Raw genomic sequence first — 26368 nt, forward strand, 5'->3', positions numbered from 1 at the left:
GTCAGCCGACCAGACTCGAAACCCATTGCGGATCAAACGCTTTCGCGCTCACGGCAGCGAAGTCCCGGGTCGACAACCGGCCTGCGCCGGCGGGCAGCACGGCGCGCACCGGCGCGATGTCCTCGAGCGCACCCCGGTTGGACGACTCCGCGAGCCCCGGCTCCTGCGGCCAACTGCCGATCACCAGTCCGGCGCACGCGATGCCGTGTGCGGCAAGCGACTCGACGGTCAGACCGGTGTGGTTGAGGGTGCCCAGGCCCGGTGCGACGACGACCAGGACCGCGGCCCCGAGTTCGACGGCCAGGTCGCGCAACGTCGTGCCGTCGGCACCGAGTTGGACGAGCAGTCCCCCGGCGCCCTCGACGAGGGTCAGCTGACGGGGCCGGTCGACGTTGCGGACCAGAGCGACCAGCTCGTCGCGCGTCGGCAGCTCCATGCCGGCCAATTCGGCGGCCGCGACGGGCGCGAGCGGTTCGGGATAGCGCCAGCCCGGCACGAGCGACGTGACGTCCGCCAGACGACCCACCTCGGCCAGATCGTCATCGCCGTGGCCGGCGGCCGGCGAGATGCCGGTCTGTACCGCCTTGCACACCGCGACGTCCAGACCGGCCTGGCGGGCGGCACTGGCCAGCGCCGCGGTGGCGATGGTCTTGCCGACGCCGGTGTCGGTCCCGGCGACCAGCAGCAGCGTCACGACTGCACCAGCGCGAGCACCTCGCCGAGCACCCGCCCGGCCAAATCCAGTTCGGTGTCGTCGAGCGACGCGCGCGCCGTCAGACGCAGGCGCGAGGTGCCGACCGGCACCGACGGGGGCCGGAAGCAGCCGACCCGGACCCCGCGGTCCAGGCATGCCGACGCCGCGGCCAGCGCGACCTCGGGGTCGCCCAGGATCACCGAGACGACGGCCGAATCGGGCGTGTGGACGGCGCCGCCGAACCGGGCCAGCGTCGCGGCGTGCGTCAGCACGGCCTGCGCCCGCCAGGGCTCGGCGATGAGGACGTGCAGCGCAGCCTGGGCGGCGCCGACGGCGGCCGGAGCCAGACCGGTGTCGAAGATGAACGTGCGCGCGGCATCGATGAGGTGCGCCCGCACCGCGGCGGGCCCGAGCACCGCGCCACCCTGGCTGCCCAGCGACTTGGACAGCGTCGTCGTCACCACGATGTCGGGCTCGCCGGCCAGGCCGACCTCGTGCACCAGGCCGCGGCCGCCCGTGCCGCGCACGCCGAGACCGTGGGCCTCGTCGACGATCAGCAGCGCGCCGTGCCGCCGGCAGACCTCATGCAGGGCACGCAAGGGCGCGAGGGCACCGTCGGTGGAGAACACCGAATCGGTGATCACGACGGCCCGCTCCTCGGACCGGCTCACCAGCGCGGTCTCGACGGCGCCGACGTCGTTGTGCGGGGACACCACCACACGGGCTCGGGACAGCCGACAGGCGTCCACGAGTGAGGCGTGGCTGTAGGCGTCGGACACCACCAGTGAGCCCGGCCCCGACAGCGCCGCCACCGCCGCGATGTTGGCGGTGTAGCCGGACGAGAACACCAGCGCCGACTCGGCGCCCATGAAGCCGGCCAGCTCGGCCTCGAACTCCTCGTGCAGTTCGGTGTTGCCGGTGACCAGGCGCGATCCGCCGGAACCCGCGCCCCAGGTGTGCAGCGCCGTCACGCCGCCCGCGATGACGTCGGGATGCTGCGTCAGACCGAGATAGTCGTTGGACGCCAGGTCCAGTTCGGTGGCCACCGCGGGCCGGACCCGCAGCGACCGGCGCAGCCCCGCGGCCCGGCGCTGGCGTTCGACATCGGCGAGCCAGGCCAGCGGCGAGTGATCGGTCATCGGCGCGCTCTCCTGACTCCAGTGCAATTGAACGGTGTTCAGGTTAACGCACGGGCAACGGCGACCACAGCAGAGGTGACCTGGTCGATCTCGTCGGGCGTGCAGATGAACGGCGGCATCACGTACAGCAGCTTCCCGAAGGGCCGCAGCCACACCCCGTGCTCGATCGCGGTGACGGTGGCCAGCGGCATGTCCACGGGCTCGCGCATCTCGACGACGCCGATGGCGCCCAACACGCGCACGTCGGCGACAGACGGCAGGTCGGCGGCCGGTGCCAGGCCGCGCCGCAGCCCGTCCGCGATGGTCGCCACGCGCGTCTTCCAGTCCTCGCTCAACAGCAGCTCGACGGCCGCCACCGACACCGCGCACGCCAACGCGTTGGCCATGAACGTCGGCCCGTGCATGAGGGCTCCCGGCTCCCCCGAGCTGATCACCCGCGCGATCTCGGCGGTGCACAGCGTCGCCGCCAGCGTCACATAGCCACCGGTCAGCGCCTTGCCGACGCACATGATGTCGGGGCTGACGCCGGCGTGGTCCGCGGCGAACAGCTCACCCGTCCGCCCGAAACCGGTCGCGATCTCATCGAAGATCAACAGCACGTCGTGCCGGGTGCAGATGTCGCGCAACGCCGTCAGGTACCGCGGGTCGTGGAACCGCATGCCGCCGGCGCCCTGGACAACGGGCTCGACGATGACGGCTGCGAGCTCATCCACATGGGCGGCCAGCTGGGTCTCGAAGGCCGCGACGTAGGCCGGGTCGAACTCCGTGGGCACCCGCGGCGCGAAGATCTGGGGCATCAGGACATCGGTCCAGATCGAATGCATGCCGCCATCGGGGTCGCACACGCTCATCGGGGTGAAGGTGTCGCCGTGGTAGCCGCCGCGCCACGTCATCAGCTTGTGCCGGCCGGGAAGGCCGCGGCTGCGCTGGTACTGCAGCGCCATCTTGGCGGCGACCTCGACGGAGACCGAACCGGAGTCCGAGAAGAACACCGTGTCGAGACCGGCCGGGGTGATCTCGACGAGCAGCTGCGCCAGGCGCGCCGCGGGCTCATGGGTGAGGCCGCCGAACATGACGTGGTTCATGCGGCTCAGCTGCCGGGTGATCGCGGCGTCGAGCACCGGATGCCCGTGCCCGTGCACCGCCGTCCACCACGAGCTCATCGCGTCGATGACCTGCACCGGCCGGCCCTCGTGGATGAGGGTCAGCATGATGCCGTGCGCCTCGGTGGCAACCACCGCCGGCAAAGCCTCGGCGCCGATGGTGCTGTACGGATGCCAGATGTGGGCGGTGTCGATCGCCGAGATTTCGGCAGGGTTCAGCGCTGGCACGAGGACCGAGCCTAATCGCCCGCCGAGCACGTCGAAACGGGCGTGCTCAGCACGCGGGCGACTCGCCGTTACATGAACGTGGCCTGGATCTTGGGTAGATTGACATCCGACCATGACGACTCTTGCAGCACCGCGGCCGGCGTCGCAGCCCGGGTCGGGCAACGCCGCGCGCGTCACCGACAGCGGTGCGGACGCCACGGCGGGCAATGCGCCGAGCGCGTTCTACCGCCACGACCTGGACGGCCTGCGCGGCATCGCCATCGCCATGGTCGCGGCCTTTCACGTGTGGTTCGGCCGCGTCTCCGGCGGTGTCGACGTCTTCCTTGCGCTGTCCGGCTTCTTCTTCGGCGGCAAACTCCTGCGGATCGCGCTGACGCCGGATGCGCCCTTGTCCCCCGGTCCGCAGCTGCGCCGCCTGGTCCGTCGCCTGCTGCCGGCGCTCATCGTCGTGCTCGCCGCCGGCGCCGTGCTGACCATCGTGATCCAGCCCCAGACCCGCTGGGAGACGTTCGCCGACCAGAGCCTGGCCAGCCTGGGCTACTACCAGAACTGGGAACTCGCCGAGACCGCGTCGAACTACCTGCGCGCCGGCGAATCCGTCAGCCCGCTGCAGCACCTCTGGTCGATGTCGGTGCAGGGCCAGTTCTACGTCGCGTTCCTGGCGCTGATCTTCGGCTTCGCCTACCTGTTCCGGCGCAGGCTCGGCGACCGGCTCCGGCCGGCCTTCATCGCGCTGCTCAGCGTGCTGACCGTCGCGTCGTTCGTCTACGCGATCTTCGCGCACCAGGCCGACCAGGTCAGCGCCTACTACGACAGCTTCGCCCGGGCCTGGGAGCTGCTGCTCGGCGCTCTCGTCGGCGCGCTGGTGCCGTCCGTCCGGTGGCCGATGTGGCTGCGCAACGTGGTGTCGGCCGTCGCGCTGGCGGCGATCCTGTCGTGCGGCGCCCTGATCGACGGCGTGCGGGAATTCCCCGGCCCGTGGGCGCTGGTTCCGGTCGGCGCGACCATGCTTTTCATCCTCAGTGCCGCAAATCACACCGAGCGGCTGCCGGCGCCGAACCGGCTCCTGGCCACCGGCCCGTTCCTGTCGCTGGGCACCATGGCGTACTCGCTGTATCTCTGGCACTGGCCGCTGCTGATCTTCTGGCTGGCCTACAGCGGCCACAGCCGGGCCCACTTCGTCGACGGCACCGCCGTGCTACTCGTCTCCGGGGTGCTGGCGTGGCTCACCACCCGCTACGTGGAGAACCCGCTGCGCCGGCCGTCGACGGCGGGTTCACCCGGATTCGCCGGGCTGCGGCGGCCCACCGCGGTGCTGGGGACGCTTGTCGCGGTGATGGGCGTGACGCTCACCGCGACGGCCTTCACCTGGCGCGAGCACATGAACATCGAGCGGGCCAACGGCAAGGAACTCGCCACGCTCAACCCCGTCGACTACCCGGGAGCGCGCTCACTGCTGCGCCATCTGAAGGTGCCCAAACTGCCCTTCCGCCCGACGGTGCTCGAGGCCAAGGACGACGTGCCGGCCACGACGGCCGACAGCTGTATCGCCGACTTCGACGACCTGTCGATCCGCAACTGCTCGTACGGCGACACCGCGGCCACGCGCACCGTGGCGCTGGCCGGCGGCTCGCACGCCGAACACTGGATCACGGCGCTGGACCTGCTCGGCAAGCGGTATCACTTCAAGGTCGTCACCTATCTGAAGATGGGCTGCCCACTGTCGACCGAGCAGAACCCACTGGTGATGGGCGACAACCGGCCATACCCGAAGTGCTACGAGTGGAACGAACTCGTCATGCCGAAGCTGGTGGCCGACCACCCGAGCTTCGTCTTCACCACCTCGACACGCCCCTGGAACATCAAGTCCGGTGACGTGATGCCCGGCACGTACATCGGTATCTGGCAGCGCCTGTCCGATGCGAACATCCCGATTCTGGCCATGCGTGACACTCCGTGGCTGGTCCGGGACGGTAAGCCGTTCTTCCCGGCCGACTGCCTTGCCAGCGGCGGCAATTCGACGTCCTGCGGCATCGCCCGCTCCGAGGTACTGTCCGACCACAACCCGACCCTCGATTTCGTCGCGCAGTTCCCACTGTTGAAACCGCTCGACATGAGTGACGCGGTGTGCCGCCCTGACATCTGCCGCGCTGTGGAGGGAAATGTGTTGCTGTACCACGACTCTCATCACCTGTCCGCCACCTACATGCGCACCATGACCGCCGAACTCGGCCGCCAGGTCGGGGCTGCCACCGGCTGGTGGTGAGCTGCCTTCATGGTTGTTGGCGTCTGGCCGGGTAGCGCCTATCCCCTCGGTGCGACCTACGACGGTTCCGGCACCAATTTCTCGGTGTTCTCGGAAGTCGCCGAGCGCGTCGAGCTGTGCCTGATCGCGAAGGACGGCACCGAGGAACGCGTCAACCTCGACGAGGTCGACAGCTACGTGTGGCACTGCTACCTGCCGGCCGTGACGCCCGGGCAGCGCTACGGATTCCGGGTGTACGGGCCGTGGGACCCCGCGAACGGACACCGCTGCGATCCGAGCAAGCTGCTGCTCGACCCCTACGGCAAGTCCTTCCACGGCGACTTCGACTTCGGCCAGGCGCTGTACTCGTACGATCTGGCCGAGCCGTCGGCCACCGGCGAACCCGCAGGCGTTGATTCGCTGGGGCACACCATGACCAGCGTGGTGATCAACCCGTTCTTCAACTGGGACAACGACCGGCTGCCCCGAACGCCGTACCACGAGACGGTGATCTACGAGGCCCACGTCAAGGGCATGACGCAGACGCACCCGGCGATCCCCGAGGAACTGCGCGGCACCTACGCCGGACTCGCCCACCCGGCGATCATCGAGCATCTGCGGTCGCTCGGCGTCACCGCCATCGAGCTGATGCCGGTGCACCAGTTCCTGCACGACCACCGGCTACTGGACCTGGGGCTGCGAAACTACTGGGGCTACAACACGTTCGGCTTCTTCGCGCCGCACTACCAGTACTCGTGGAACCAGCACGCCGGCAGCGCCGTCGCCGAGTTCAAGACCATGGTGAAGTCGTTCCACGAAGCCGGCATCGAAGTCATTCTCGACGTGGTCTACAACCACACCGCCGAAGGCAACCACCTCGGCCCGACGCTGAACTTCCGCGGCATCGACAACGCCGCCTACTACCGGCTCGATGACGACGACCTCTCGCTCTACAAGGACTTCACCGGCACCGGCAACAGCCTCAACGCCCGCCACCCCCACACCCTGCAGCTGATCATGGATTCGCTGCGGTACTGGGTACTGGAGATGCACGTCGACGGCTTCCGGTTCGACCTCGCCTCCACGCTGGCCCGGGAGTTCTACGACGTGGACCGCCTCTCGGCGTTTTTCGATCTGGTGCAACAGGATCCGGTGATCAGCCAGGTGAAACTGATCGCCGAGCCGTGGGATGTCGGCGAGGGCGGCTACCAGGTCGGCAACTTCCCAGGTTTGTGGACCGAGTGGAACGGGAAATACCGCGACACTGTGCGCGACTATTGGCGGGGCGAGCCCGCGACCCTGGGCGAGTTCGCCTCGCGGCTGACCGGTTCCTCGGACCTGTACGAGGCGACCGGCCGGCGGCCGAGTGCGAGCATCAACTTCGTCACCTGCCACGACGGCTTCACGCTGACCGACCTGGTGTCCTACAACGAGAAGCACAACGAGGCCAACGGCGAGGACAACCGGGACGGCGAGAGCCACAACCGCTCCTGGAACTGCGGTGTCGAGGGCCCGACCGACGACCCCGAGATCCTCGAGCTGCGGGAGCGGCAGCGCCGCAACATCTTCGCGACGCTGATGCTGTCGCAGGGCACCCCGATGATCAGTCACGGTGACGAGATCGGGCGCACCCAGCAGGGCAACAACAACGTCTACTGCCAGGACAACCCACTGTCGTGGATGGACTGGACCATGTGCGAGACCAACGCGGCGCTGCTGGAATTCACCCGCACCGTGGTGGCGTTCCGGCGCAAGCACCCGGTGTTCCGGCGCCGCCGGTTCCTGGCCGGGCAGCCGGTGCGCAGCACCGGGCAGGTGCGCGACATCGCCTGGCTGACCCCCGCCGGCGACGAGATGACGCTCGAGGACTGGGATTCCGGCTTCGGCAAGAGCATCACGGTGTTCCTCAACGGCGACGCGATACCCGAACCCAACGCCCGCGGTGAACGGGTCACCGACGACTCGTTCCTGCTGTGCTTCAACGCCCACGACGAGGCACTCGATTTCGTGATTCCCGGCGCGGACTACGGAGCGAGCTGGGCGGCGGCGCTGGACACCGCGGACCCACACGGCCACACCGAACTGGTGGCCGCCGCCGGTGAGACGATCTCCCTGCAGGCCCGTTCACTACTGGTGTTGCGTAAGACGGCGTGATGACAGTGCCGGTCTCGCCCGTAGTCGCCACGTACCGGCTGCAGATGCGCAGCGACGGAATGACTTTCGACGAGGCGGTGGCGCTACTGCCCTACCTCGACGATCTCGGCGTCTCGCACCTGTATCTCTCGCCGGTCCTGACCGCCGTGACCGGCTCGACGCACGGCTACGACGTCACCGACCCCACCGCGGTGTCGGCGGAACTCGGCGGGCCAGAGGGCTTTTCCCGGCTGTCCGCCGCGGCGCGGGCGCGCGGCATGGGGCTCGTCATCGACATCGTGCCGAACCACGTCGGCGTCGAACAGCCCGAGCAGAATCCATGGTGGTGGGACGTCTTGACCCACGGCCAGGCATCGCGCTTCGCCCGGTACTTCGACATCGACTGGGACCTGGACCCCGACGGCCGAATCGTGTTGCCGGTGCTGGGTTCCGACTCTGACGTCGACGATCTCGCCGTCGACGGTGACGTGCTGCGACTGGGTGACCGGACCTGGCCGATCCGTCCCGGCACCGGCACGGGCACAGCCGCCGAGGTCTACGCCAGGCAGGCGTACCGGCTGACGGGCTGGCAGTCCGGCTCCTGTGGCTACCGACGGTTCTTCTCCATCACCTCGCTGGCGGCGGTGCGCCAAGAGGACCTCGACGTGTTCGACGCCAGCCACGCCGAGATCGGGCGCTGGTTCCGCGAGCACCTGGTGGACGGGCTGCGGGTCGACCACATCGACGGGTTGACCGATCCCGCAGGCTATCTCGCCCGGCTGCGCGAACTGGCCGGAGACGACGCCTGGATCGTCGCCGAGAAGATCCTGGCCGCCGACGAGCCGCTGGACCCCGGCCTGCCCATCGCGGGCACCACCGGCTATGACGCGCTACGGGAAATCGGCGGACTCTTCGTCGACCCGGACGGGGCCGCCACGCTCACCGAGCTGGCCCGCGAAACCCGTTCCGATGCCGCGGAACTCAAGATCAGGGTCGCCACCGAGACGCTGGCGAGCGAACTGGCCCGGCTGCATCGCGCGATCGTGCGGGCAGCCGGGGCCGACGATCCGGCCCTACCGACTGCCATCGCCCAACTGGTCAGCCGCGTCGGCGTGTATCGCACCGACTATCGGGTGCTGTCCGCGGTGCTGCCCGAGGCCATCAACGAAACCATCGAAGCGGCACCAGAACTGGCATCGGCTCTGCAACTGGTCGTCACCGCACTCGAGCAGCCCGAACCGGCGGCCCGGTTGCAGCAGTTGTGCGGTGCGACGACGGCCAAGGCGATCGAGGACACCCTGTTCTACCGTGACGCTCGGCTGGTGTCGCTGAACGAGGTCGGTGGCACACCGGAACGATTCGGGATGAGCACGGCCGAGTTTCACCAGCGCGCCGCCGCGCGCGCCCGCGACTGGCCGACGACCATGGTGACGCTGTCCACCCACGACACCAAACGCGGCGAGGATGTGCGGGCCCGCATCACGGTGCTGTCCCAGTGCGCGGAGCCATGGGCCCAGCGCGTGAACCGCTGGAACACGGTGTGCGTGCCGCCCGACGAGGGCACCGGATTGTTCCTGTGGCAGAACATCATCGGCGTGTGGCCGGCCGCCGGCGAAGTCGGAGACACCGTCCGCGCGCGGCTGCACTCCTATGCGGAGAAGGCGATCCGCGAAGCCGAGCTGCACACCAATTGGGAACAGCCGGACCGCGAGTTCGAAGATGCTGTCCACGACTGGATCGATGCGCTGATCGACGGGCCGATAGCGGGCGAGGTCACCACGTTCGTCGGTCAGCTCGACGAGGCCGCACGTTGCGACGCCGTCGCGCAAAAGCTGCTCGCGCTGACGGTGCCGGGCATCCCCGACATCTACCAGGGCACCGAACTCTTCGACGACAGCCTGGTGGACCCCGACAATCGCCGTCCGGTGGATTTCGCTCTCCGACAGAGTGAGCTCGACACCTTGCACCACCCCAAGATTCGGGTCGTCGCGGCAGCGTTGCGGTCACGCCGGGAGCGGCCGGCGACGTACCTGTCGGGCGAGTACACGCCCGTCACCGCCGACGGTCCCGCCGCCGACCACGTGATCGCGTTCCAGCGGGGTACCGATGTCCTGGTTGTCGTCCCCCGCTGGACACTCAAGCTCGACGAATCCGACTGCGCCGAAACCACTCTCGCACTGCCCGCCGGCGACTGGACCGACCGGCTGACCGGCCGCACCTGGTCGGGCACCGTCACCGCCGACGCACTGTTCGCCGAACTGCCGGGCGTACTTCTGGAGAAAGCCCGTGGCTGACCACGAATTCTCGGTCTGGGCGCCCACACCCGACAACGTGACTCTCGACGCCGACGGGGCCCGCTACCCCATGACCCGCTCCGACGACGGGTGGTGGCGCGTCACCGTCGACGTGCCGGCCGACGCCCGCTACGGCTTCGTCGTCGACGACTCCGAACCGCTGCCCGACCCCCGCTCGCCGCGGCAACCTGATGGCGTACACGGACTTTCACAGCTGTGGACGCCCGCGCCGCCGGCCCCCTGGCCCGGCCGCACCATCGACGGCACGGTGATCTACGAACTGCACGTCGGCACGTTCACCCCGGCCGGCACGTTCGACGCCGCCATTGAACGGCTGGACCACCTCGTCGGCCTCGGCGTGGACTTCGTCGAACTCATGCCGGTCAACGCCTTCAGCGGCAGTCACGGCTGGGGCTACGACGGCGTGCTGTGGTACGCCGTGCACGAACCCTATGGCGGCCCTTCGGGTCTCGTGCGCTTCGTCGACGCCTGCCACCAGCGGGGCCTGGGCGTGCTGCTCGACGCGGTGTTCAATCACCTCGGCCCATCGGGGAATTACCTACCCAAGTTCGGGCCGTACCTGACCGTGGGCCGGACGCCGTGGGGCGAGGCGATCAACATCGCCGCCGCCGACTCCGATCCGGTGCGCCGGTACATCATCGACTGCGCCCTGCGCTGGATGCGGGACTTCGGCATCGACGGCCTGCGGCTGGATGCGGTACACGCGCTGGTCGACACCACAGCCGTTCACCTGCTGGAAGAGCTGGCCGCCGAAACCGATGCGCTGGCAACCGAACTCGGCCGCCCACTGGCACTGATCGCCGAAAGCGACCTCAACGACCCGCGGCTGATCACCCCGCGGGACCAGGGCGGCTACGGACTCGCCGCCCAGTGGGACGACGACATCCACCACGCCATCCACACCGCGGTGTCCGGAGAACGACAGGGCTACTACGCCGATTTCGGGTCGATGCAGACGCTCGCCACCACCCTGGCCCGCGGCTTCTTCCACGCCGGCACCTACTCGTCGTTCCGCCGCCGGCGCCACGGCCGGGCGCTGGACACCACGAGCATTCCGGCCACCCGGCTGCTGGCCTACACCTGCACGCACGACCAGGTGGGCAACCGGGCGATCGGTGACCGCCCGTCGCAGAACCTCGACTTCGGGCAGCTGGCGATCAAGGCCGCGCTGGTCCTCGGATCGCCCTATACGGCAATGCTTTTCATGGGCGAGGAGTGGGGCGCGTCGACACCGTTCCAGTTCTTCAGTTCACATCCCGAACCCGAACTCGCGCGCGCGACGGCCGAGGGCCGCAAGGCCGAGTTCGCCGATCACGGCTGGGCCGCCGACGACATCCCCGATCCGCAGGATCCGGCGACGTTTCAGCGTTCCAAACTCGACTGGGACGAGGTCGGCACCGGCGAGCACGCCCGCCTGCTGCAGCTCTACCGCGACCTGATCACGTTGCGGCGCACCGAACCCGACTTCGCCGACCCGTGGCTGGACCACCTGCGCGTCGAGTTCGACGAGGCCGACCGCTGGATCGTGATGCATCGTGGTGCGTTCGCCGTGGCGTGCAACCTCGGCGAACAGCCCGTTGCCGTACCCGTCACCGGTGAGTCGGTCCTGTCCTCGGCCGAGCCTCAGATCGGGACAACCGCCACGACACTGCCCGGCCACAGCTTCGCGGTCCTCCGTCGACGCCCCTAGGTCAGGTAACGGTACGCCGGTGACCCCGGCTCCAACGGCTCCACGTGGATGCCCGAATTGTGCATCCGCTCGAGCAGTCCGTCGAAGTTGGCGGCCGACCCGAGTTCGATGCCGACGAGCGCCGCGCCGGTCTCCCGGTTGTTGCGCTTGACGTATTCGAACAGGGTGATGTCGTCGTTGGGCCCGAGCACCTCGTCCAGGAACCGCCGCAGCGCGCCGGGCTCCTGCGGGAAGTCCACCAGGAAGTAATGCTTGAGACCCAGGTGCACCAGTGACCGCTCGAGCACCTCGCCGTAGCGCGAGACGTCGTTGTTGCCACCGGAGATCAGGCACACGACCGTCGAGCCGGCCTCGACACCGTTCTCCATCAACGCCGCCACGGACAGCGCGCCCGCGGGCTCGGCGATGATGCCCTCGTTCTGGTACAGGTCGAGCATCGCGGTGCACACCGCGCCTTCGTCGACGGTCGTCACCGACACCATGTCGCCGGCCGCGGCGAGCGCCGCGTAGGTCAGCTCCCCGGCCCGCGCCACCGCCGCGCCGTCGACGAACTGGTCGACGTGCTCCAGCGTGACCGGCTCGCCCTTGGCCAGCGCCGCGATCATCGACGCCGCACCGGCGGGCTCGGCGCCGAGCACGGCGGTCGCCTTGGTGTGCGCGGTCAGGTAGGTGGTGATGCCGCTGATGCAGCCGCCGCCGCCGACCGGCACGATCACCAGGTCGGGCTCGCCGTCCAGCTGCTCGAGGATCTCGACGGCGATGGTGCCCTGCCCGGCCATGGTGCGCAGGTCGTCGTACGGCGGGACCAGCGTGGCCCCCGTCCGGGCGACGTCCTCGAGCGCGGCCTCGGCGGCCAGGTCGTAGGTGGCGCCGCCGACGATCAGCTCGATGAAGTCACCGCCGTGGTAGCGGATGCGGTCCCGCTTCTGTTTGGGGGTCTTGGCCGGGACGTAGACGCGGCCGTGCACACCCATCGAGCGGCAGGCCAGCGCGAAACCCTGGGCGTGGTTGCCCGCCGACGAGCACACCACGCCGGCGGCCTTCTCCTCGTCGGAGAGCTGCATCAGCAGGTTGTAGGCACCCCGCAGTTTGTACGAGCGCACCGCCTGCAGGTCCTCACGCTTGAGGTACACCTGGGCGCCGGTCAGCGCCGACAGCCGATCGCTGTACTGCAGCGGGGTGCGGGTGACCACCGAGGAAATTCGCCGGGCAGCCGCATCGATGTCGGCCGCGGCAAGCGGCGACGTCCTGTGGGTTCCCTGGCTCAGCTCGGCAGACACCGTCTAATGGTGTCATCTCGGTGCAAAACTGAGCGCATGGACCCCACTCCAGAACCCTTGCCGCCGGCGGTCAGGACATTCGTCGAGCGCACCCACCGCCTGACGAGCAGCGCGGAACACCACGTGCCGTCCTGGCTGCGGCCCGGCGCGCCCGAGAACCGGCTACCGGTGATCGCCGCCATCCTCGGCGCGGTCCTGCTGCAATGGTCCGTCCCCGAGCAGTACACCGTGGTGCCCCGCTGGCCGCTGATCGGCCTGGAACTCCTGCTCGTGGTCGTGCTGCTGATCATCAACCCGGTGCGGATGTCCCGGGAGACCACCGTCGGCAAGTGGGCGATGTGGCTGCTGACGGCGGCCATCACCGCCGACAACACGACGTCGGCGATCGTCCTCGACGTCCACATCCTGTCCGGTCAGGTCTCCAACAATGCCGGGCTGTTGCTGGGCAGCGGCGCGGCGATCTTCATCACCAACGTCATCGTGTTCGGCATCTGGTTCTGGGAGCTGGACCGCGGTGGGCCGTTCGCCCGGCGGTCCGGCGACGACCCGTACCCGGACTTCCAGTTCCCCCAGATGAGCGATCCGCAGAACGCCGAACCCGGTTGGCGCCCAACATTTGTCGACTACCTGTACGTCAGCTACACCAACGTCGTGGCGTTCTCGCCCACAGACACCATGCCGCTGTCCCGGTGGGCCAAGATGATGATGACGCTGCAGTCGCTGGTCTCGATCTCGACGACCGCGCTCGTCATCGCGCGTGCGGTCAACGTGCTGAAGTAGGGCCCCGGTACGCCGGATTCAGCCGCAGTCGCGGTGCGGTTCCAGCAGCTCGGCCTGCCCCACCTCGGGGCGGGTGGTCGGCAACCAGCGTCGCGTCGACTCGAGCGACCGTTCGATGAGTTCACCCGAGCGGGAGAAGTCGATCGGCGACACCCGCACCGGACACAACGGCGGCACCACATGCAGTTCGACCAATGCCTCGAACCGCTCGACGTCCGTCGCCAGCCGCCGGTTGATCGCCAGCGTGAACGCGTGCATCGCCATCGCCAGCGCCGCCCGGGGCGGTTGTGGCATGGCGCACGAGTAACCCGTCGGCAGCACCCACACCTCGGTCGCGCCCAGTTCCACCGCATAGGACAGCGGTGTGTTGTTCACCACGCCACCGTCGACCAGATCGCGTCCGCCGATCCGCACCGGCGGCAGGACCGCCGGGATGGCGGCGCTGGCGACGATCGCGTCTACGGCGTCGCCCGACGACAGGAGGACGTCCTGCCCGGAGAGCACGTCGGTGGCCACCACGTGCAGCGGCGTCGGCGCGTCCTGCAGCCGGCGGAACCGCAGATTCTGCCGCAGCAGGGTGCGGATCCCGATGTCGGAGACCAGATGCGGCCGGCGCCCGAGGAACCCCAGCAGTCCCATACTCGGGCTGGTCGGGAACACTTTGCGGCGCGACAGCGTCCGCCAGAGGTCGGCCAGCGCCAGGGCACCGTCGTGGTCGGACCGCCCGGCGATCCAGCCGCCGTTGAGGGCACCGACGGAGGTGCCGACGATCAGATCCGGCTTGATGCCGGCCTCGGCGAGCCCCAGCAGCATGCCGACCTGGATGGACCCCAGGCTGCCACCGCCGGACAGCACGAACGCCGTCGTCATGGTCCCTCTCCGTCCTCCGGCGCGGGTCGTAACGGAAGCCGCACGACGAACGTGGTGTCGCCCGGTTGTGAGGCCACGAACAGCTCCCCGCGGTGCCGGTCGACGACGATCTGCCGGGCCAGGTGCAGGCCCAGGCCGGTCCCTTCGCCGAGCGGTTTCGTGGTGAAGAACGGGTCGAAAATGCGCCCGCGGATGTCGGCCGGAATCCCGCTGCCGGTGTCACTGATCTCAATCCGGACCGCATCGTCCTCGAATCGGCTGCGCACCGTGAGTCTGCCCGAGCCGGCCGGCCGCATGGCGGCGATGGCGTTCTCGATGAGGTGCGTCCACACCTGATTGAGTTCGGCTGGATAGCAGAGCAATTCGGGTATCGACGGGCCGAAGTCCGTGATCACCTCGACCGCTGTGCCCGCGCCGATCCGCCCGGCGAACATCCGCAGGGTACTGGTCAGAAGCGCGTCGACGTCGGCGAACTGGAACGGCGCGCTGTTCAGCTGGGTGTACTGCTTGACGTCGGCGACCAGGCCGGAAATCCGTTGGGCCGCCTCATGAATCTGATGCGTCAACAGTTCGGTTTCGACCCGGTGCCGCAGCCACGCCACCGCACGCGGCAACCAGTCCGGTCGTTGGCCGGCCGGCACCAGCTGTTCGAGCCAGTCGCAATCCAGTCCGGCCTCGACGAACGTCGGCGCCATGTCCCAGGCGTCCGTTATGCCCTGGCTGGACAACCAGTCCCCGACCTCGTCCTCGAGGTCGCTGGCCTGCATCGCCGACAGCGGCCGGGCCGACACAGCAGCGACCTTCGCGATCACGTCGGTCTGCGCACCGACCAGGAAAGCCGTTGCCGCGCTGCCGAATTCGCCGTTCATCAGGGGCACCAGGAGAGCATCCAGCCGGCTGCGCAGGTCGGTTGCGGCGCGGACGACGGCCGCCACCGGGTTGTTGAGTTCGTGCGTCAGTCCGGCCGACAGCTGTCCGAGCGCCAGCATCCGGTCCCGTTCGTCGGCGACGCGGTGCTGCTTCTCCGCGGTCTCCGCCAGTCCATCGATGAGATGAACAGCCATCGGAAACTGGGTCTTGACGAAATCGCCGAATTCGTCGGCGGGCATGACGAAGAAGCGCGTCCGCCGGGTGGCCCGCACCGAGAACCGGTTCCGGCCGTGCCCGACGGGGCTGAACGCCGACCGGGCACCGAAGTAGACGCCGGGCTGCGACGTTCGGTCGATCTCCAGTTCCCGGTCGCCGGCGCGCTTCGAGAGCACCAACTCGCCGTCGATCAGGACCCGCAGCGGCGTGACGGGGTCACCTTCGGTGATGACCGGGCCCGGGCCGAAGACCTCGACATGACCGGCGCGACAGAGCTGCGCCAACTGCTCGTCCGACAACGACTCGAAAAGGAACAGTGCCTTCAGCTCCTCGGGTAGGCACTGCTGCAGGTCATCACCGACGTCTGTCACGCCGACACACTAAGCCCGCCGGGCCGATGTGCCGCGGTCATTCGGGTCAATCCCATCTGCGTCATTCGCGGTCCCGCACCGGAGGCGTCGACGCCCCGTGGCGCCCGTCACGGAATTGCTCACCCCACCGGAACATCCGCTAGAGTGAACAGCGCCAGGCCGCAGTAACCCCGGGCCCCAAATTTCGCCGCCACGAGCGGCCTACCGCCGAGAGGCGTTCTGCGGTCTGGCTTTAACTTCTCCAGCGCCTTCGGCCGACAGTGTCGGCGACAGCGTCAATCCAGCGAATCGGTGCGCCACAAACCGGCTGCGGCATGCAGCTCGTTGGCGATCCGGGTGAACGTCACCGCGCGGTCGGTCAGCTCTGCGGCGCGCTCCGGCGCCGTCGTCGTCGCGTCCTCGGCCAGGCTCGTGCAGCCGGCCGCACTGACGCGGCAATAGGCTGCCGCGCGCTCCAGCGCCACGGCGAAATCACCCTCGAAGACGCCGCGCAGGATCCGGTCGGCGAGCTCACGGATCTCGGTCGGCCCGACGGGCGTCTCCGCACCCGCGACCACGGGGTCGATCGAATGCAGCACCTCCGTGCCGCGGCCGAACATCAGGCTGGCCGAGTAGGGGTCGGTGCGGATCGACAGCCGCAGCAGATAGACGCGCCACAGCGCACCGGGCAGGCTGCGTGCCCCGGCACCCGCCCACAACTCGGCGATGGTCTCGATGCCGTGCTCATCGGTGTACGCCACGAGCCGGGAGACCACGTCAGGGTCCGGATAGCTGCGCACACGTTCCAGCAGCGCCGCCGCGGTCTCGTGGGCGACGCGACTGTCCTGGACGGGATCCTCGACGTCGTGGAACGCCTCGAAGCCGCGGCCCAGGAACTTGGTCGGCTTGTGTACCCGCCGACGGTCGTCAGTCATGCACTATTTCTTTCCCGCCGCGGTGCGCGCCGTCAGCGCCATCCGTCGGCGTCTTTGGCGGCCTGCAGCAGCACCTCACACAGCTCTTTCAATTCCGTGGGTCCGGCGCCTTCGGCAACTGCGGTCGCAACGTCCTCGGCCGCACACCGTACCTGATAAACGCGGTCGGAGAGCGCCGCCGCTTCCTCTGCACTGAGCACCACCGAGTCCTCGGCCAGGTTGGTGCCCTTGACCATCGCCCGCTGCTCGTAGGCCCGCTGCCGGCACGACTGACGGCAGTACTGGCGACGACGGCCCATGCCCGCGTCGGCCACCTCCCGGCCACACCACCGGCACGGCTGGGCCTTCGAGCGCTTCATGTCCGCCTCACGATCGTGACTGTATCCGGCGGGCGGCCGAACCCCGGTATCATGGACAATCGAGTCGGGAACTTCACGGCGCTGGCCTGCGTTGATTCCCTGTCGCTATACCAAGGGAGTGATTTTCGATGGCTGATCGTGTCCTGCGAGGCAGTCGCCTCGGAGCTGTGAGCTACGAGACCGACCGCAACCATGACCTGGCACCGCGGCAGGTGGCCCGCTACCGCACCGACAACGGCGAGGAATTCGAAGTTCCGTTCGCCGACGACGCGGAGATCCCCGGCACCTGGGCGTGCAAGAACGGCATGGAAGGCACCCTGATCGAGGGTGACGTTCCTGAGCCCAAGAAGGTCAAGCCGCCGCGTACCCACTGGGACATGCTGCTCGAGCGTCGTTCCATCGAGGAGCTCGAAGAGCTGCTCAAGGAGCGCCTGGAGCTGATCAAGACCCGCCGCCGCGGCTGATCGCGCCAACAGAAAAGCCCCGCCGTGAGGCGGGGCTTTCTTTGTCTGTGTGACTAGCGGCTTTGTCTGCGTGACTAGCGGACGACGCCGCGGGCCCGGTCCAGCCGGCCGCGGATACCCCACTTCGCCACCTGCGACATGGCCTCGCGGATGTTCGACCCGCTCATCTTCGACACACCCAGTTCGCGCTCGGTGAACGTGATGGGCACCTCGACGACAGTGAAGCCCGCGTTGATGGCGCGCCACGTCAGGTCGATCTGGAAGCAGTAGCCCTTCGAATCGACGTCGTCGAGGCCGATCTTCTCAAGCACGTCGTGCCGGTAGGCACGGTAACCGGCCGTGATGTCGTGGATCTTGACGCCCAGCAGCACCCGGGCGTAGGTGTTCGCGGTGCGCGACAGGACGAGCCGGCGATGCGGCCAGTTGCGGATGGCGCCGCCCGGGACGTAGCGCGAGCCGATGGCCAGATCGGCGCCGGCATCGACGGCGTCCAGCAGGCGGTACAGCTCCTCGGGCGCATGGCTGCCGTCGGCGTCCATCTCGACCAGCACGCTGTAGCCGCGGCCCAGACCCCACGCGAATCCGGCGAGGTACGCGGCGCCCAGCCCGCCCTTGCCCGCGCGGTGCATGACATGCACGCGGTCGGGATCGGCCAGCGCCAGCTCGTCGGCCAGCTGACCGGTGCCGTCGGGGCTGTCGTCGTCGACGACGAGCACGTGGACGTCCGGACGGGCGGCATGCACCCGGCCGACGATCAACGGCAGGTTCTCGCGCTCGTTGTAGGTCGGAATGATGACCAGCGTGCGCTGACTCGGACGGTCGTCGCCCATGGTCATTACCCCTGTTCGCTCTCGGTGTCGGTGTCGGCATCAGACCCGGCCGCACTGCCGTCCTGACGTTCCGCAGCCGCCTGGCGGCGGCGCACGAGCTTCCTATTGTGCAACATGGCTGCCACAAGAGCCGAAACGCCGACCCCGATGAGCACACTGTTGATGACCGGTCCCCATCTCGTGGCGAGCGTGAGATCGGTCTTCAACCGCACCTGCCGGTCCAGGTAACCGGGCTGGAAGAACTCCGTGCGCTCGAGGACCCGGCCGTTGGGCGCGACGACCGCACTGATGCCCGTGGTGCCCGCGACGACGACGTAGCGGTCGTGTTCGACGGCCCGCAGCCGGGCGAACGCCAGCTGCTGCACGCTCATCGGTTCGTCGAACGTCGCGTTGTTGGCGGGCACTGCCAGCAACTGCGCGCCGCCCAGGACCGACTGCCGGGCGGCACGGTCGAAGATGACCTCCCAGCACGTCGTCACCCCGATCGGCACGCCCGCGGCGGTGACGACGCCGGTGCCGTGGCCCGGTACGAAGTAGCCGGCCCGATCGGCGTACGGCGACAGCAGCCGGAAGAAGCTGCGCCACGGCAGATACTCGCCGAACGGCTGGACGATGGCCTTGTCGTGGCGCTCCCCCGGCCCGTCGGTCCCGTTCCACACGATCACCGAGTTGGTGGTCACCGGGTGCTCCGGGGTGTACTCCGGCGCCGCCAGCACGGTGCCCACCAGGATCGGGGCGTGGATGGCCGCGGACGCCGCCGAGATCAGTTCCGCGGCGTCGGCGTTGACCAGCGGGTCGATGTCCGACGAGTTCTCCGGCCAGATCACCGCCGTCGGTTGCGGCGCGCGGCCGGCGCGGACGTCCTCGGCCAGCTGCTTGGTTTCGCGCACGTGGTTGTCGAGCACCGCGCGGCGCTGGGCGTTGAAGTCCAGGCCGAGACGCGGCACGTTGCCCTGGACGGCGGCGACGTTGATCGCCGGATCATCACCCGCGCCGGCGCCGGCCTTGCGGACGTGCGGCCAGGCCAGCACGGTGAGCAGCAGGACCACGGCGATGCAAATGCCCGGGATGAAGACCTCCGGCGGCGCCGCGGCACCCGTGCGGTGATCGTGACGCCAGTGCCTGACCGCCTCGAGCACGATGGCCGTCGCACTGAAACCGATGAGCGCCACCGCGAACGACACGAGCGGCGCACCGCCCAGCTGCGCGAGCGGCAGCAGCGGGCTGTCGGTCTGGCCGAAGGCCACGACGCCCCACGGGAAGCCGCCGAACGGCACCGTCGACTTGAGCCATTCGGCCGCCACCCACAGCGCGGCGAACCACAGCGGCCAGGCCGGCAGGCGCCGCACGATGACCGCGGTCAGGCCGAACACCCCGGTGAAGAACGCCTCCAGCGCCGACAGCATCAGCCATGGCACCGGGCCGACGAAGTTGCTGATCCACGGCAGCAGCAGCACGTAGAACACCAGGCCGGCCAGCATGGCGTAGCCGAAACCGCCTGCGGGCGTGGTGCGTTCGTCGATCAGAACCCAGGCCAGCAATGCCAGTGCGACGAACGACAGGTACCAGAGATCGAACGGCGGGAAGCTCGCGCACAGCAACAGACCGGCCACGACGGCCGCGGCGAGCCGGATCAATCGGGGCTCGAAGAACCGCCTCACGCCGGTGACGATGCGCGCGCCGCGTCCCGGGCCGTGCGCCGGCTCCGGTTCTGCGGGGGTCTCGGGCTCCGCCGCGGTTTCCCGGGGCGCCTCGGTGTCTTCGGCGCCTTCGCTCTCTGCTGTGCCTTCCATGCTCTCAGCCATGGATCAGCTCACCGCGGTGGACGGTCTGCAGGCAGGTCGGCAGCTCGTCGTCGGGTCCGAGCGGCGGTAGCGCCGGTACCCGCGACCGTGGATCGGTGGACCAGCGCTGCACGGCGTCGGCCGGTGCGGTGACGTCGAGGGCGTCGGCGCCGCCGGGCACCTGCCACACGGCGTACGACGCGACGGCACCGGGCACCAGCGTCCCCGTCAGCCCGTCGCGGACGCCGGCGGCCCGCCAGGCGCCGCGGCTGGCCGCCAGGAACGCCGACCGTGCCGAGATGGCACTGCCCGCCGTGCGGTGGCTGATGGCCGCGCGCACCGATTCCCACGGATTGATGCTGGTGACAGGACTGTCCGAACCGAAGGCGAGGGGCACGCCTTGCGATGCTAACAGCGCAAACGGGTTCAAACCCTGTGCTCGATCGACACCGAGACGCTGGGCGTACATGCCGTCGGCGCCGCCCCACAGCGCGTCGAAATTGGGCTGCATGCTGGCGACGACGCCCCAGGAACCGAGCTTGCGCGCTTGTTCGGCGTCCACCATCTCGAGGTGCTCCAGCCGGTGTCCACAGCGCGCGACCGCAGGCGCCCCGAACGCCGCCACGGTCCGGTCGAGGGCCTCGACGACGGTTGCGACCGCGGCGTCACCGATGACGTGGAAGCCCGCGGTGATGCCGGCCTCGGTGCAGGCCAGCAGATGTGCGGTGACGGCGTCGGTGTCCAGGTAGGTGTTGCCGCAGCAGCCGGGTGCATCGGTGTAGGGCTGCTGCAGCCAGGCGGTGCGCGAGCCCAGCGCACCGTCGATGAAGAGGTCACCGGCCAGACCGTGGGCACCGGTGGCGGCCATCAGGTCGCGGGCCGCGGCCGCGTCGGCGACGGCCTCGCCCCAGTAGCCGACGATGTCGACGCCGTGTTCGGTGGCGCGCAGGTCGGCCCAGTCGTCGAGACCGCCGATCTCGGGGCCCGCGCACTCGTGCACCGCGACGATGCCGTTGCGGGCGGCGAGGTCGAGCGCGGCGCGCTGGGCGTCGCGGCGTTGTGCCGCGCTGAGCAGGTCACGGGCCGCGGCCCGGACGCGGTGGTGGGCGTCGGCCGTCAGCGGTCCCTGCGCGGAGAAGCCCGCGGTGTCGGCGAGGCCGGGCACCAGCTGCCGCAGGCCGGTGGTCGCGACGGCCGAGTGCACGTCGACCCGGGCCAGGTAGGCGGGTCGCGCGCCGAGCACGCCGTCGAGGTCCGCGGTGGTCGGGGTGACGCGCTCGGGCCACCCGGATTCGTCCCAGCCGTGGCCCCAGATGACGCCGTCCGGGTGGTCCGCGGCGTGTTCTGCCAGCAAGGTCAGCAGATGCGGCAGCGACGTCGCGGTCCGCAGGTCGAGCCCGACCACGGTGAGTCCCGTGGCGGTCAGGTGCACGTGGCTGTCGACGAACGCGGGCGCCACGAACGCGCCCTCGAGATCGACGACGGTGGCGTCCGGATGCAGCGCCCGGCCGACGTCGTCGGAACCGAGCCAGGCCACCACGCCGTCACGGATCGCGATGGCGGTGGCGTCGGGCGCCGCGGGGCTGTGAATACGACCGCCCAGCAGCAGCGTCGTCGCAAAGGTGGTCACGAAGGTGACAGGTTAGTCCGTTCAGCCGGCGTGCCGGTGCACAGCGACCGGTGAGCTGTCGATGACCTCGATCACTTCGCCGTCGATGTACTCGCCGCGGCCGCGGTAGCGCTCATCGTGGTTGATGTAGATCACCTGGGTCGGGAAGTCCATCGGCGTGAGCCGACGGCCGAACACGGCGTTCGCGACCGGCCGCACGGCGCGCCGGGTGAACGGCACCAGCATGAGTGCCCCGAGCACCGAGCTGGCGAGCCCGGGGACGACGACCAGAACCGTGCCGAGAGCGACCAGCAGGCTGTCGGTGGCCAGCGTCGGGTCGGCCGATCGCGCGCTCAGCGCCTCGGACAGCCTGCTGAAATGCCGGGTGATCTGCGTACCGGCGATGGCCAGGCCGGCAGCAAAAGTGGCCAACAGCGCCAGCAACGTCCAAGCCACACCGATGGTCGAGGCCAGGGCTGCCAGCACCGCGACCTCGACCAAGGCATAAACCAGAAATAGTCGCATCGCCATGCCCTGGACAACGCCGGAACGCCGGAATTGGTTCCTAGCCGCCGGGAAGCGGCTCGACCTCGATGGCCGCGTGCACCTTTTCCACACCGCCGCGGATGATGGCCTGCGGAATCCACCACCAGGCGTGCCACCAGTAGCGCCTGGTCACCATGTCGAAGACGCGCTTGGTCTCGGACTTCGGCAGGTTGCGGGCGATGGCCTCGACCGGTTCGCCCTTGACCTTCCCCAGCGCGCCGCACTTCTGGATGGTCACGCGCGGCGTGTTCTTGATCCGCTTGGTCTTCCACGAGCCGTCGTCGGTGCTGATCAGCAGCTTGCCCTCGTGGGGCACGCCCCAGACCGGTGTCGGCTTGGGCCGGCCGTCCTTCGTGAAGGTGGTCAGCAGCAGGTACTTCTCGCGGTACACGTCTTCGAACGTCGGAGCCATGTCTCTAGAAGACCACGGTTTCGTTGCCGTGGCGCAGGATCCGGTCCTGGCAGTGCCACAGAACCGCCCGGGACAGCACCGCCCGCTCCACATCGGCGCCGAGGCGCACCAACTCCTCGACGCTGTGCGTGTGGTCGACGCGTACGACGTCCTGCTCGATGATCGGGCCCTCGTCCAGGTCCTCGGTCACGTAGTGCGCGGTGGCGCCGACGAGCTTCACGCCACGCTCCTTGGCCCGCCGGTACGGCGTGGCGCCGACGAACGCCGGCAGGAAGGAATGGTGGATGTTGATCAGCGGACAGCCGATGGCCTCGAGGAACTCGGGCGTGATGATCTGCATGTAGCGGGCCAGCACCACCAGGTCGACGTTGCCCTTGAGCAGCTCCAGCTGACGCTGTTCGGCCTGCTCCCGGATATCGCGACTGGCCGGGATGTGCACGAACGGCACCCCGAACGCCCGGACCTGCTCGGCGAGGTCGGCGTGATTGGAGATCACCATCACCACGGTCATGTCGAGTTCGCCGCGGCGGTTGCGCCACAGCAGATCGAGCAGGCAGTGGTCGGCGGTCGACGCCATGATCGCCACGCGCTTGGGTCTGGAGGCGTCGGTGAACCGGTAGTCCATGTCGAATTCGTCTGCCACTGCCTGGAATTCGCGCTCCAGATCGGGCTGGGCGGCGGCCAGCCCAGGCAGATGGAAGACGGTGCGCTGCAGGAAGACGCCGTCTTCCGGAGCCGTCGAGTGCTGGTCCAGCGAGATGATGTTGGCGCCCGAGCGGGTCAGGAACGTCGACACCGCGGCGATGACGCCGCGACGGTCCGGGCAGTTCAGCAGCAGCCGGCCGATGTCCTTGTGGCGCGGCAGCTTTGGCGCGCCGGCGGGGAATTGAGTCACTACGCGGCCCGGAGCTCCAGCGCGACATTGTTCTCCATGCCGCCGCGCAGCTTGGAGAAGAAGTTGAAGGCCTTGCCGATCAACCCGTAGCGCTTGCCGATGCCGTCGTAGACGGCGCCCAGCTGCGACTTGTCCAAGATGGCCGCCGTGGCCTCGACGGCCTCGCTCTTCGGGTTGCCGCGCATGTCGCACTTGGCGACCGTCACGCGCGGGGTGTTCCGGATGCGCTTCACCTTCCAGGCCTTGGCCTCGGAGATGACCAGCAGCCGGTCACCGTCCGGTACCGCCCAGACCGCGGTGGGCTTGGGCCGGCCGTCCTTGGTGAAGGTGGTCAGCAGGATGTAATTCGCGGTGGCGACATCGGCGAAGGTGAGGGCCATGGCGATCAGGTTAGTCCGGCGTGGTGCGCCCAGCGCTCTGAGATGGTCTCGCCGGCTGCGAAACGCGTGGCGGGCCACAGCTGTCACACGCGGCCACGGGTTAGGCCAGTCCCGAATGCAACCACACGGCGATTCCACGGCCGATTTTCCGCCACCCAGTTGCGTTCGATCACTGCGTCAATGTCGATCGCCGCTCTTGTCGGTGGCCAGTCGTAGCGTCCGGTACAAACCGATCAGGAGGCCGGCCGAATGAAAATCCTCGTAGCGACAGCCCTTACTCAAGGTGTTCGCGGAAACGATTACAACTACTGCGTCCCAGGGGAACTCGTGTGGGTTCAGGACCCATGCGACCGTGACCGTCTCGACCCTGAAGGCGGATGCGGATGCGGCCGGGGTTTTGCCGGTCTTGCATCACATCGCGCCACCACCACTGCTCAGGTCGTGGATGCGGACATGACCCGAGAAGAACTGGTCCTCGCAATGCGGACCAGCCTCACGGACGGCGGATGGCCGCCCCACTGGGCTGAAGAGATCGCCGACGAGAACCTCGCCATGGCTGCAGCATTTGCGACCGGGACAGTCATCGAACGTCGACTCGAGGAGTTCTGGCCGCGGACTGCGTGATCACCCGGCCTTCCCCCACACCGAGGAATACGTGACCGCTGACACACAACCCGCGCAAGCGCTACGTCTCGTCGTGCGGCAGGTGCGGCGCGGTCGGGATCGGCGGCTGTGGAATCACCGGGTAGTCACCGGTGTATCCGACACGCTGCGCCGCGATCGCCAGGACCTTGCCCCGCACCGCATACCAGCCACCGATCAGCAACGGGAACAGCAAGATGATGGCGATCAGATTCCAGTAGTTCTCGTAGCACATCAGCGCGGTGACGGCGACGAGGAACAGCAGCGTCGCGTAGCTGGTGTACGGCGTACCGGGCAACCGGAAGCTGGGTCGCTGCAGGATGCCCTTGGCTGCCCAGCGGTACAGCTGAATCTGGCAGGCGACGATCATGCCCCACGTGAAGATGATGCCCAGCGCCGACAGGTCGAGGGCGATGTTGAACGCATCCTCGGGTACGAACAGGTTGAGGATGACGCCCAGCAGCGTGAGCGCGGCGGTCAGCGCGATCCCGCCGAACGGCACGCCGTTGCGGTTCATCTTCGCGGTGAACCCGGGGCCGCTGCCGTTCATCGCCATCGAGCGCAGCACGCGGCCGGTCGAGTACAAGCCGGCGTTGAGGCTGGACATCGCGGCGGTGAGCACCACCATGTTCATGATGCCACCGGCGGCGGGAACGCCGATCTTGGAAAAGAATGTCACGAAGGGACTTTCGCCCTTGTGGTAGGCCGTGTAGGGCAGCAGCAGCGCCAGCACCACCAACGAACCGACATAGAAGATTCCGATACGCGCGACCACGGAGTTGATCGCCCGCGGCATCACCTTGGCGGGCTCTGCGGTCTCCCCTGCGGCGATGCCGACGAGTTCGACTGCGGCGTAAGCGAAGATGACGCCGGAGGTGACGATCACCAACGAGAACAGGCCGGTCGGGAAGAGTCCGCCGTTGTCGGCGATCACACCGAATCCGGTTGTCTGGCCCGCTATTTCGAAGCGGCCGCCGAGGAATACGACACCGACCACCAGGAACGTGACCAGCGCGGCGACCTTGATGATCGAGGCCCAGAATTCCATTTCACCGAACAGCTTCACCGAGATCATGTTGAGGGTCACCACGATCCCCAGCGCGATGAGTGCGATCAACCATTGCGGTATCGCCTTGAACATGCCCCAGTAGTGCATGTACAGCGCAACCGCGGTGACATCGACGATCGCGGTGGCCGCCCAGTTGAAGAAGTAGAGCCATCCGGTGACGAAAGCTGTTTTCTCACCGAAGAATTCGCGCGCGTATGACACGAATGAGCCGGAGGAGGGCCGGTGCAGCACAAGTTCACCGAGGGCCCGCAGGATGAAGAAGACGAAGACGCCACAGAAGGCATACACCAGGAACAGGCCCGGGCCGGCCGAGTGCAGTCGGCTGCCCGCGCCCATGAACAAACCAGTGCCGATGGCGCCACCGATGGCGATCATCTGGATCTGACGCGGCTTGAGGGCCTTGTGATATCCCTCTTCTTCGTGCGCCAGCGCCGAATTGTCGTAACTCGTTGATTCAGTGGTCATTCGGTTCCCGTCGGCGTCGGATGGACCCAGTTGCGCGGGGTTACATCGATGTCGTCCGCACGAGA

The 26368-nt window shown here is 68.5% G+C and carries 23 protein-coding genes; 7 read left to right on the forward strand and 16 right to left on the reverse strand.

The features are described from left to right. Window position 1 precedes the first annotated feature (1 nt). Genes bioD through ACJH6J_RS10265 form a run of 3 tightly spaced genes read right to left on the reverse strand, consistent with a single transcriptional unit; the run spans window position 2 to window position 3164 of the window. Window positions 2–694, reverse strand: coding sequence for a dethiobiotin synthase (bioD, locus tag ACJH6J_RS10255; protein WP_212813930.1), 693 nt, complete (start codon window positions 692–694; stop codon window positions 2–4). After that, entirely contained in the window at window positions 691–1833 is a 1143-nt protein-coding gene (locus tag ACJH6J_RS10260; protein ID WP_212813928.1) for an 8-amino-7-oxononanoate synthase, read from the reverse strand. Before ACJH6J_RS10260 ends, bioD begins: the two co-directional genes overlap by 4 nt. 38 nt (window positions 1834–1871) lie before the next feature. Beyond that, on the reverse strand, window positions 1872–3164 hold the full coding sequence (locus ACJH6J_RS10265; RefSeq protein WP_212813926.1) for an adenosylmethionine--8-amino-7-oxononanoate transaminase: 1293 nt from the start codon (window positions 3162–3164) through the stop codon (window positions 1872–1874). Window positions 3165–3276: 112 nt separating this feature from the next. Here ACJH6J_RS10265 and ACJH6J_RS10270 point away from each other — a divergent pair, with 112 nt between their 5' ends. From ACJH6J_RS10270 to treZ, 4 genes are read left to right on the forward strand one after another with little or no spacing between them, the layout of a single operon-like run. Next, window positions 3277–5430, forward strand: coding sequence for an acyltransferase family protein (locus ACJH6J_RS10270; protein WP_212813924.1), 2154 nt, complete (start codon window positions 3277–3279; stop codon window positions 5428–5430). Window positions 5431–5439: 9 nt separating this feature from the next. After that, the gene (gene glgX, locus ACJH6J_RS10275; RefSeq protein WP_212813922.1) at window positions 5440–7563 is read left to right on the forward strand and encodes a glycogen debranching protein GlgX; all 2124 of its coding nucleotides are present in this window, start codon (window positions 5440–5442) and stop codon (window positions 7561–7563) included. Next, window positions 7563–9836: a malto-oligosyltrehalose synthase gene (treY, locus tag ACJH6J_RS10280; protein ID WP_212813920.1), complete on the forward strand. Its 2274-nt coding sequence runs from the start codon at window positions 7563–7565 to the stop codon at window positions 9834–9836. The genes glgX and treY overlap by 1 nt, the downstream gene beginning before the upstream one ends. Next, on the forward strand, window positions 9829–11547 hold the full coding sequence (treZ, locus tag ACJH6J_RS10285; RefSeq protein ID WP_212813918.1) for a malto-oligosyltrehalose trehalohydrolase: 1719 nt from the start codon (window positions 9829–9831) through the stop codon (window positions 11545–11547). Before treY ends, treZ begins: the two co-directional genes overlap by 8 nt. On the opposite strand, the gene ilvA is transcribed toward treZ, so the two are convergent. After that, window positions 11544–12827, reverse strand: a complete 1284-nt coding sequence (ilvA, locus tag ACJH6J_RS10290) for a threonine ammonia-lyase IlvA (RefSeq protein WP_212813916.1) — start codon at window positions 12825–12827, stop codon at window positions 11544–11546. The two genes, treZ and ilvA, sit on opposite strands and share 4 nt — an antisense overlap. A 36-nt stretch (window positions 12828–12863) precedes the next feature. Between ilvA and ACJH6J_RS10295 the strand changes: the two genes are divergently transcribed. Further along, window positions 12864–13607 (forward strand): hypothetical protein, encoded by a 744-nt coding sequence (locus ACJH6J_RS10295; protein ID WP_244872863.1) that lies wholly within the window; start codon window positions 12864–12866, stop codon window positions 13605–13607. 18 nt (window positions 13608–13625) lie between these two features. Here ACJH6J_RS10295 and ACJH6J_RS10300 read toward each other — a convergent pair whose 3' ends face one another. The 4 genes from ACJH6J_RS10300 to ACJH6J_RS10315 form a co-directional block, all read right to left on the reverse strand. After that, complete coding sequence (locus tag ACJH6J_RS10300) at window positions 13626–14477, reverse strand: patatin-like phospholipase family protein (protein WP_318986296.1); 852 nt, start codon at window positions 14475–14477, stop codon at window positions 13626–13628. Continuing rightward, window positions 14474–15934, reverse strand: coding sequence for an ATP-binding protein (locus ACJH6J_RS10305; RefSeq protein WP_406801770.1), 1461 nt, complete (start codon window positions 15932–15934; stop codon window positions 14474–14476). Before ACJH6J_RS10305 ends, ACJH6J_RS10300 begins: the two co-directional genes overlap by 4 nt. A 275-nt stretch (window positions 15935–16209) precedes the next feature. Then, window positions 16210–16848, reverse strand: coding sequence for a DNA-directed RNA polymerase subunit beta (locus tag ACJH6J_RS10310; RefSeq protein ID WP_318986294.1), 639 nt, complete (start codon window positions 16846–16848; stop codon window positions 16210–16212). Window positions 16849–16880: 32 nt separating this feature from the next. Further along, window positions 16881–17207 (reverse strand): hypothetical protein, encoded by a 327-nt coding sequence (locus tag ACJH6J_RS10315; protein ID WP_029119937.1) that lies wholly within the window; start codon window positions 17205–17207, stop codon window positions 16881–16883. A gap of 128 nt (window positions 17208–17335) precedes the next feature. On the opposite strand from ACJH6J_RS10315, the gene rbpA reads away from it, so the two are divergent. Further along, on the forward strand, window positions 17336–17671 hold the full coding sequence (rbpA, locus tag ACJH6J_RS10320) for an RNA polymerase-binding protein RbpA (protein ID WP_155898818.1): 336 nt from the start codon (window positions 17336–17338) through the stop codon (window positions 17669–17671). A gap of 74 nt (window positions 17672–17745) precedes the next feature. Here the strand turns inward: rbpA and ACJH6J_RS10325 are convergent, their stop codons facing one another. The 7 genes from ACJH6J_RS10325 to ACJH6J_RS10355 are packed head-to-tail and all read right to left on the reverse strand — an operon-like array spanning window position 17746 to window position 24127. Next, complete coding sequence (locus ACJH6J_RS10325; RefSeq protein ID WP_020103190.1) at window positions 17746–18507, reverse strand: polyprenol monophosphomannose synthase; 762 nt, start codon at window positions 18505–18507, stop codon at window positions 17746–17748. After that, entirely contained in the window at window positions 18507–20306 is a 1800-nt protein-coding gene (lnt, locus tag ACJH6J_RS10330; protein WP_406801771.1) for an apolipoprotein N-acyltransferase, read from the reverse strand. Before lnt ends, ACJH6J_RS10325 begins: the two co-directional genes overlap by 1 nt. Then, window positions 20299–21915 carry an amidohydrolase gene (locus ACJH6J_RS10335; RefSeq protein ID WP_406801772.1) on the reverse strand — a complete coding sequence of 539 codons (1617 nt, stop codon included), beginning with the start codon at window positions 21913–21915 and terminating at the stop codon, window positions 20299–20301. The genes lnt and ACJH6J_RS10335 overlap by 8 nt, the downstream gene beginning before the upstream one ends. A gap of 21 nt (window positions 21916–21936) precedes the next feature. After that, window positions 21937–22425, reverse strand: a complete 489-nt coding sequence (locus ACJH6J_RS10340) for an FxsA family protein (RefSeq protein ID WP_318986291.1) — start codon at window positions 22423–22425, stop codon at window positions 21937–21939. A 34-nt stretch (window positions 22426–22459) separates the two neighbouring features. After that, window positions 22460–22852: a PPOX class F420-dependent oxidoreductase gene (locus tag ACJH6J_RS10345; RefSeq protein WP_064859104.1), complete on the reverse strand. Its 393-nt coding sequence runs from the start codon at window positions 22850–22852 to the stop codon at window positions 22460–22462. A gap of 4 nt (window positions 22853–22856) precedes the next feature. Further along, the gene (gene purU, locus ACJH6J_RS10350; protein WP_318986290.1) at window positions 22857–23747 is read right to left on the reverse strand and encodes a formyltetrahydrofolate deformylase; all 891 of its coding nucleotides are present in this window, start codon (window positions 23745–23747) and stop codon (window positions 22857–22859) included. Beyond that, complete coding sequence (locus tag ACJH6J_RS10355; RefSeq protein WP_406775200.1) at window positions 23747–24127, reverse strand: PPOX class F420-dependent oxidoreductase; 381 nt, start codon at window positions 24125–24127, stop codon at window positions 23747–23749. The genes purU and ACJH6J_RS10355 overlap by 1 nt, the downstream gene beginning before the upstream one ends. A gap of 453 nt (window positions 24128–24580) precedes the next feature. Here ACJH6J_RS10355 and ACJH6J_RS10360 point away from each other — a divergent pair, with 453 nt between their 5' ends. Continuing rightward, on the forward strand, window positions 24581–24751 hold the full coding sequence (locus tag ACJH6J_RS10360) for a hypothetical protein (RefSeq protein WP_318986288.1): 171 nt from the start codon (window positions 24581–24583) through the stop codon (window positions 24749–24751). Window positions 24752–24812: 61 nt separating this feature from the next. On the opposite strand, the gene ACJH6J_RS10365 is transcribed toward ACJH6J_RS10360, so the two are convergent. Beyond that, complete coding sequence (locus ACJH6J_RS10365) at window positions 24813–26303, reverse strand: amino acid permease (protein WP_406775199.1); 1491 nt, start codon at window positions 26301–26303, stop codon at window positions 24813–24815. Window positions 26304–26368 lie beyond the last annotated feature (65 nt).

This window comes from Mycobacterium sp. SMC-18, assembly GCF_045310895.1.
Classification (GTDB): domain Bacteria; phylum Actinomycetota; class Actinomycetes; order Mycobacteriales; family Mycobacteriaceae; genus Mycobacterium.

What these genes read in the sequence shown, in the direction of transcription:
- ACJH6J_RS10260 (WP_212813928.1), bottom strand. Translation starts at nt 1,833, where the DNA reads ATGACCGATCACTCGCCGCTGGCCTGGCTCGCCGATGTCGAACGCCAG.
- ACJH6J_RS10270 (WP_212813924.1), top strand. Translation starts at nt 3,277, where the DNA reads ATGACGACTCTTGCAGCACCGCGGCCGGCGTCGCAGCCCGGGTCGGGC.
- glgX (WP_212813922.1), top strand. Translation starts at nt 5,440, where the DNA reads ATGGTTGTTGGCGTCTGGCCGGGTAGCGCCTATCCCCTCGGTGCGACC.
- treY (WP_212813920.1), top strand. Translation starts at nt 7,563, where the DNA reads ATGACAGTGCCGGTCTCGCCCGTAGTCGCCACGTACCGGCTGCAGATG.
- ACJH6J_RS10295 (WP_244872863.1), top strand. Translation starts at nt 12,864, where the DNA reads ATGGACCCCACTCCAGAACCCTTGCCGCCGGCGGTCAGGACATTCGTC.
- ACJH6J_RS10300 (WP_318986296.1), bottom strand. Translation starts at nt 14,477, where the DNA reads ATGACGACGGCGTTCGTGCTGTCCGGCGGTGGCAGCCTGGGGTCCATC.
- ACJH6J_RS10310 (WP_318986294.1), bottom strand. Translation starts at nt 16,848, where the DNA reads ATGACTGACGACCGTCGGCGGGTACACAAGCCGACCAAGTTCCTGGGC.
- ACJH6J_RS10315 (WP_029119937.1), bottom strand. Translation starts at nt 17,207, where the DNA reads ATGAAGCGCTCGAAGGCCCAGCCGTGCCGGTGGTGTGGCCGGGAGGTG.
- rbpA (WP_155898818.1), top strand. Translation starts at nt 17,336, where the DNA reads ATGGCTGATCGTGTCCTGCGAGGCAGTCGCCTCGGAGCTGTGAGCTAC.
- ACJH6J_RS10325 (WP_020103190.1), bottom strand. Translation starts at nt 18,507, where the DNA reads ATGACCATGGGCGACGACCGTCCGAGTCAGCGCACGCTGGTCATCATT.
- lnt (WP_406801771.1), bottom strand. Translation starts at nt 20,306, where the DNA reads ATGGCTGAGAGCATGGAAGGCACAGCAGAGAGCGAAGGCGCCGAAGAC.
- ACJH6J_RS10340 (WP_318986291.1), bottom strand. Translation starts at nt 22,425, where the DNA reads ATGGCGATGCGACTATTTCTGGTTTATGCCTTGGTCGAGGTCGCGGTG.
- ACJH6J_RS10345 (WP_064859104.1), bottom strand. Translation starts at nt 22,852, where the DNA reads ATGGCTCCGACGTTCGAAGACGTGTACCGCGAGAAGTACCTGCTGCTG.
- ACJH6J_RS10355 (WP_406775200.1), bottom strand. Translation starts at nt 24,127, where the DNA reads ATGGCCCTCACCTTCGCCGATGTCGCCACCGCGAATTACATCCTGCTG.
- ACJH6J_RS10360 (WP_318986288.1), top strand. Translation starts at nt 24,581, where the DNA reads ATGACCCGAGAAGAACTGGTCCTCGCAATGCGGACCAGCCTCACGGAC.
- ACJH6J_RS10365 (WP_406775199.1), bottom strand. Translation starts at nt 26,303, where the DNA reads ATGACCACTGAATCAACGAGTTACGACAATTCGGCGCTGGCGCACGAA.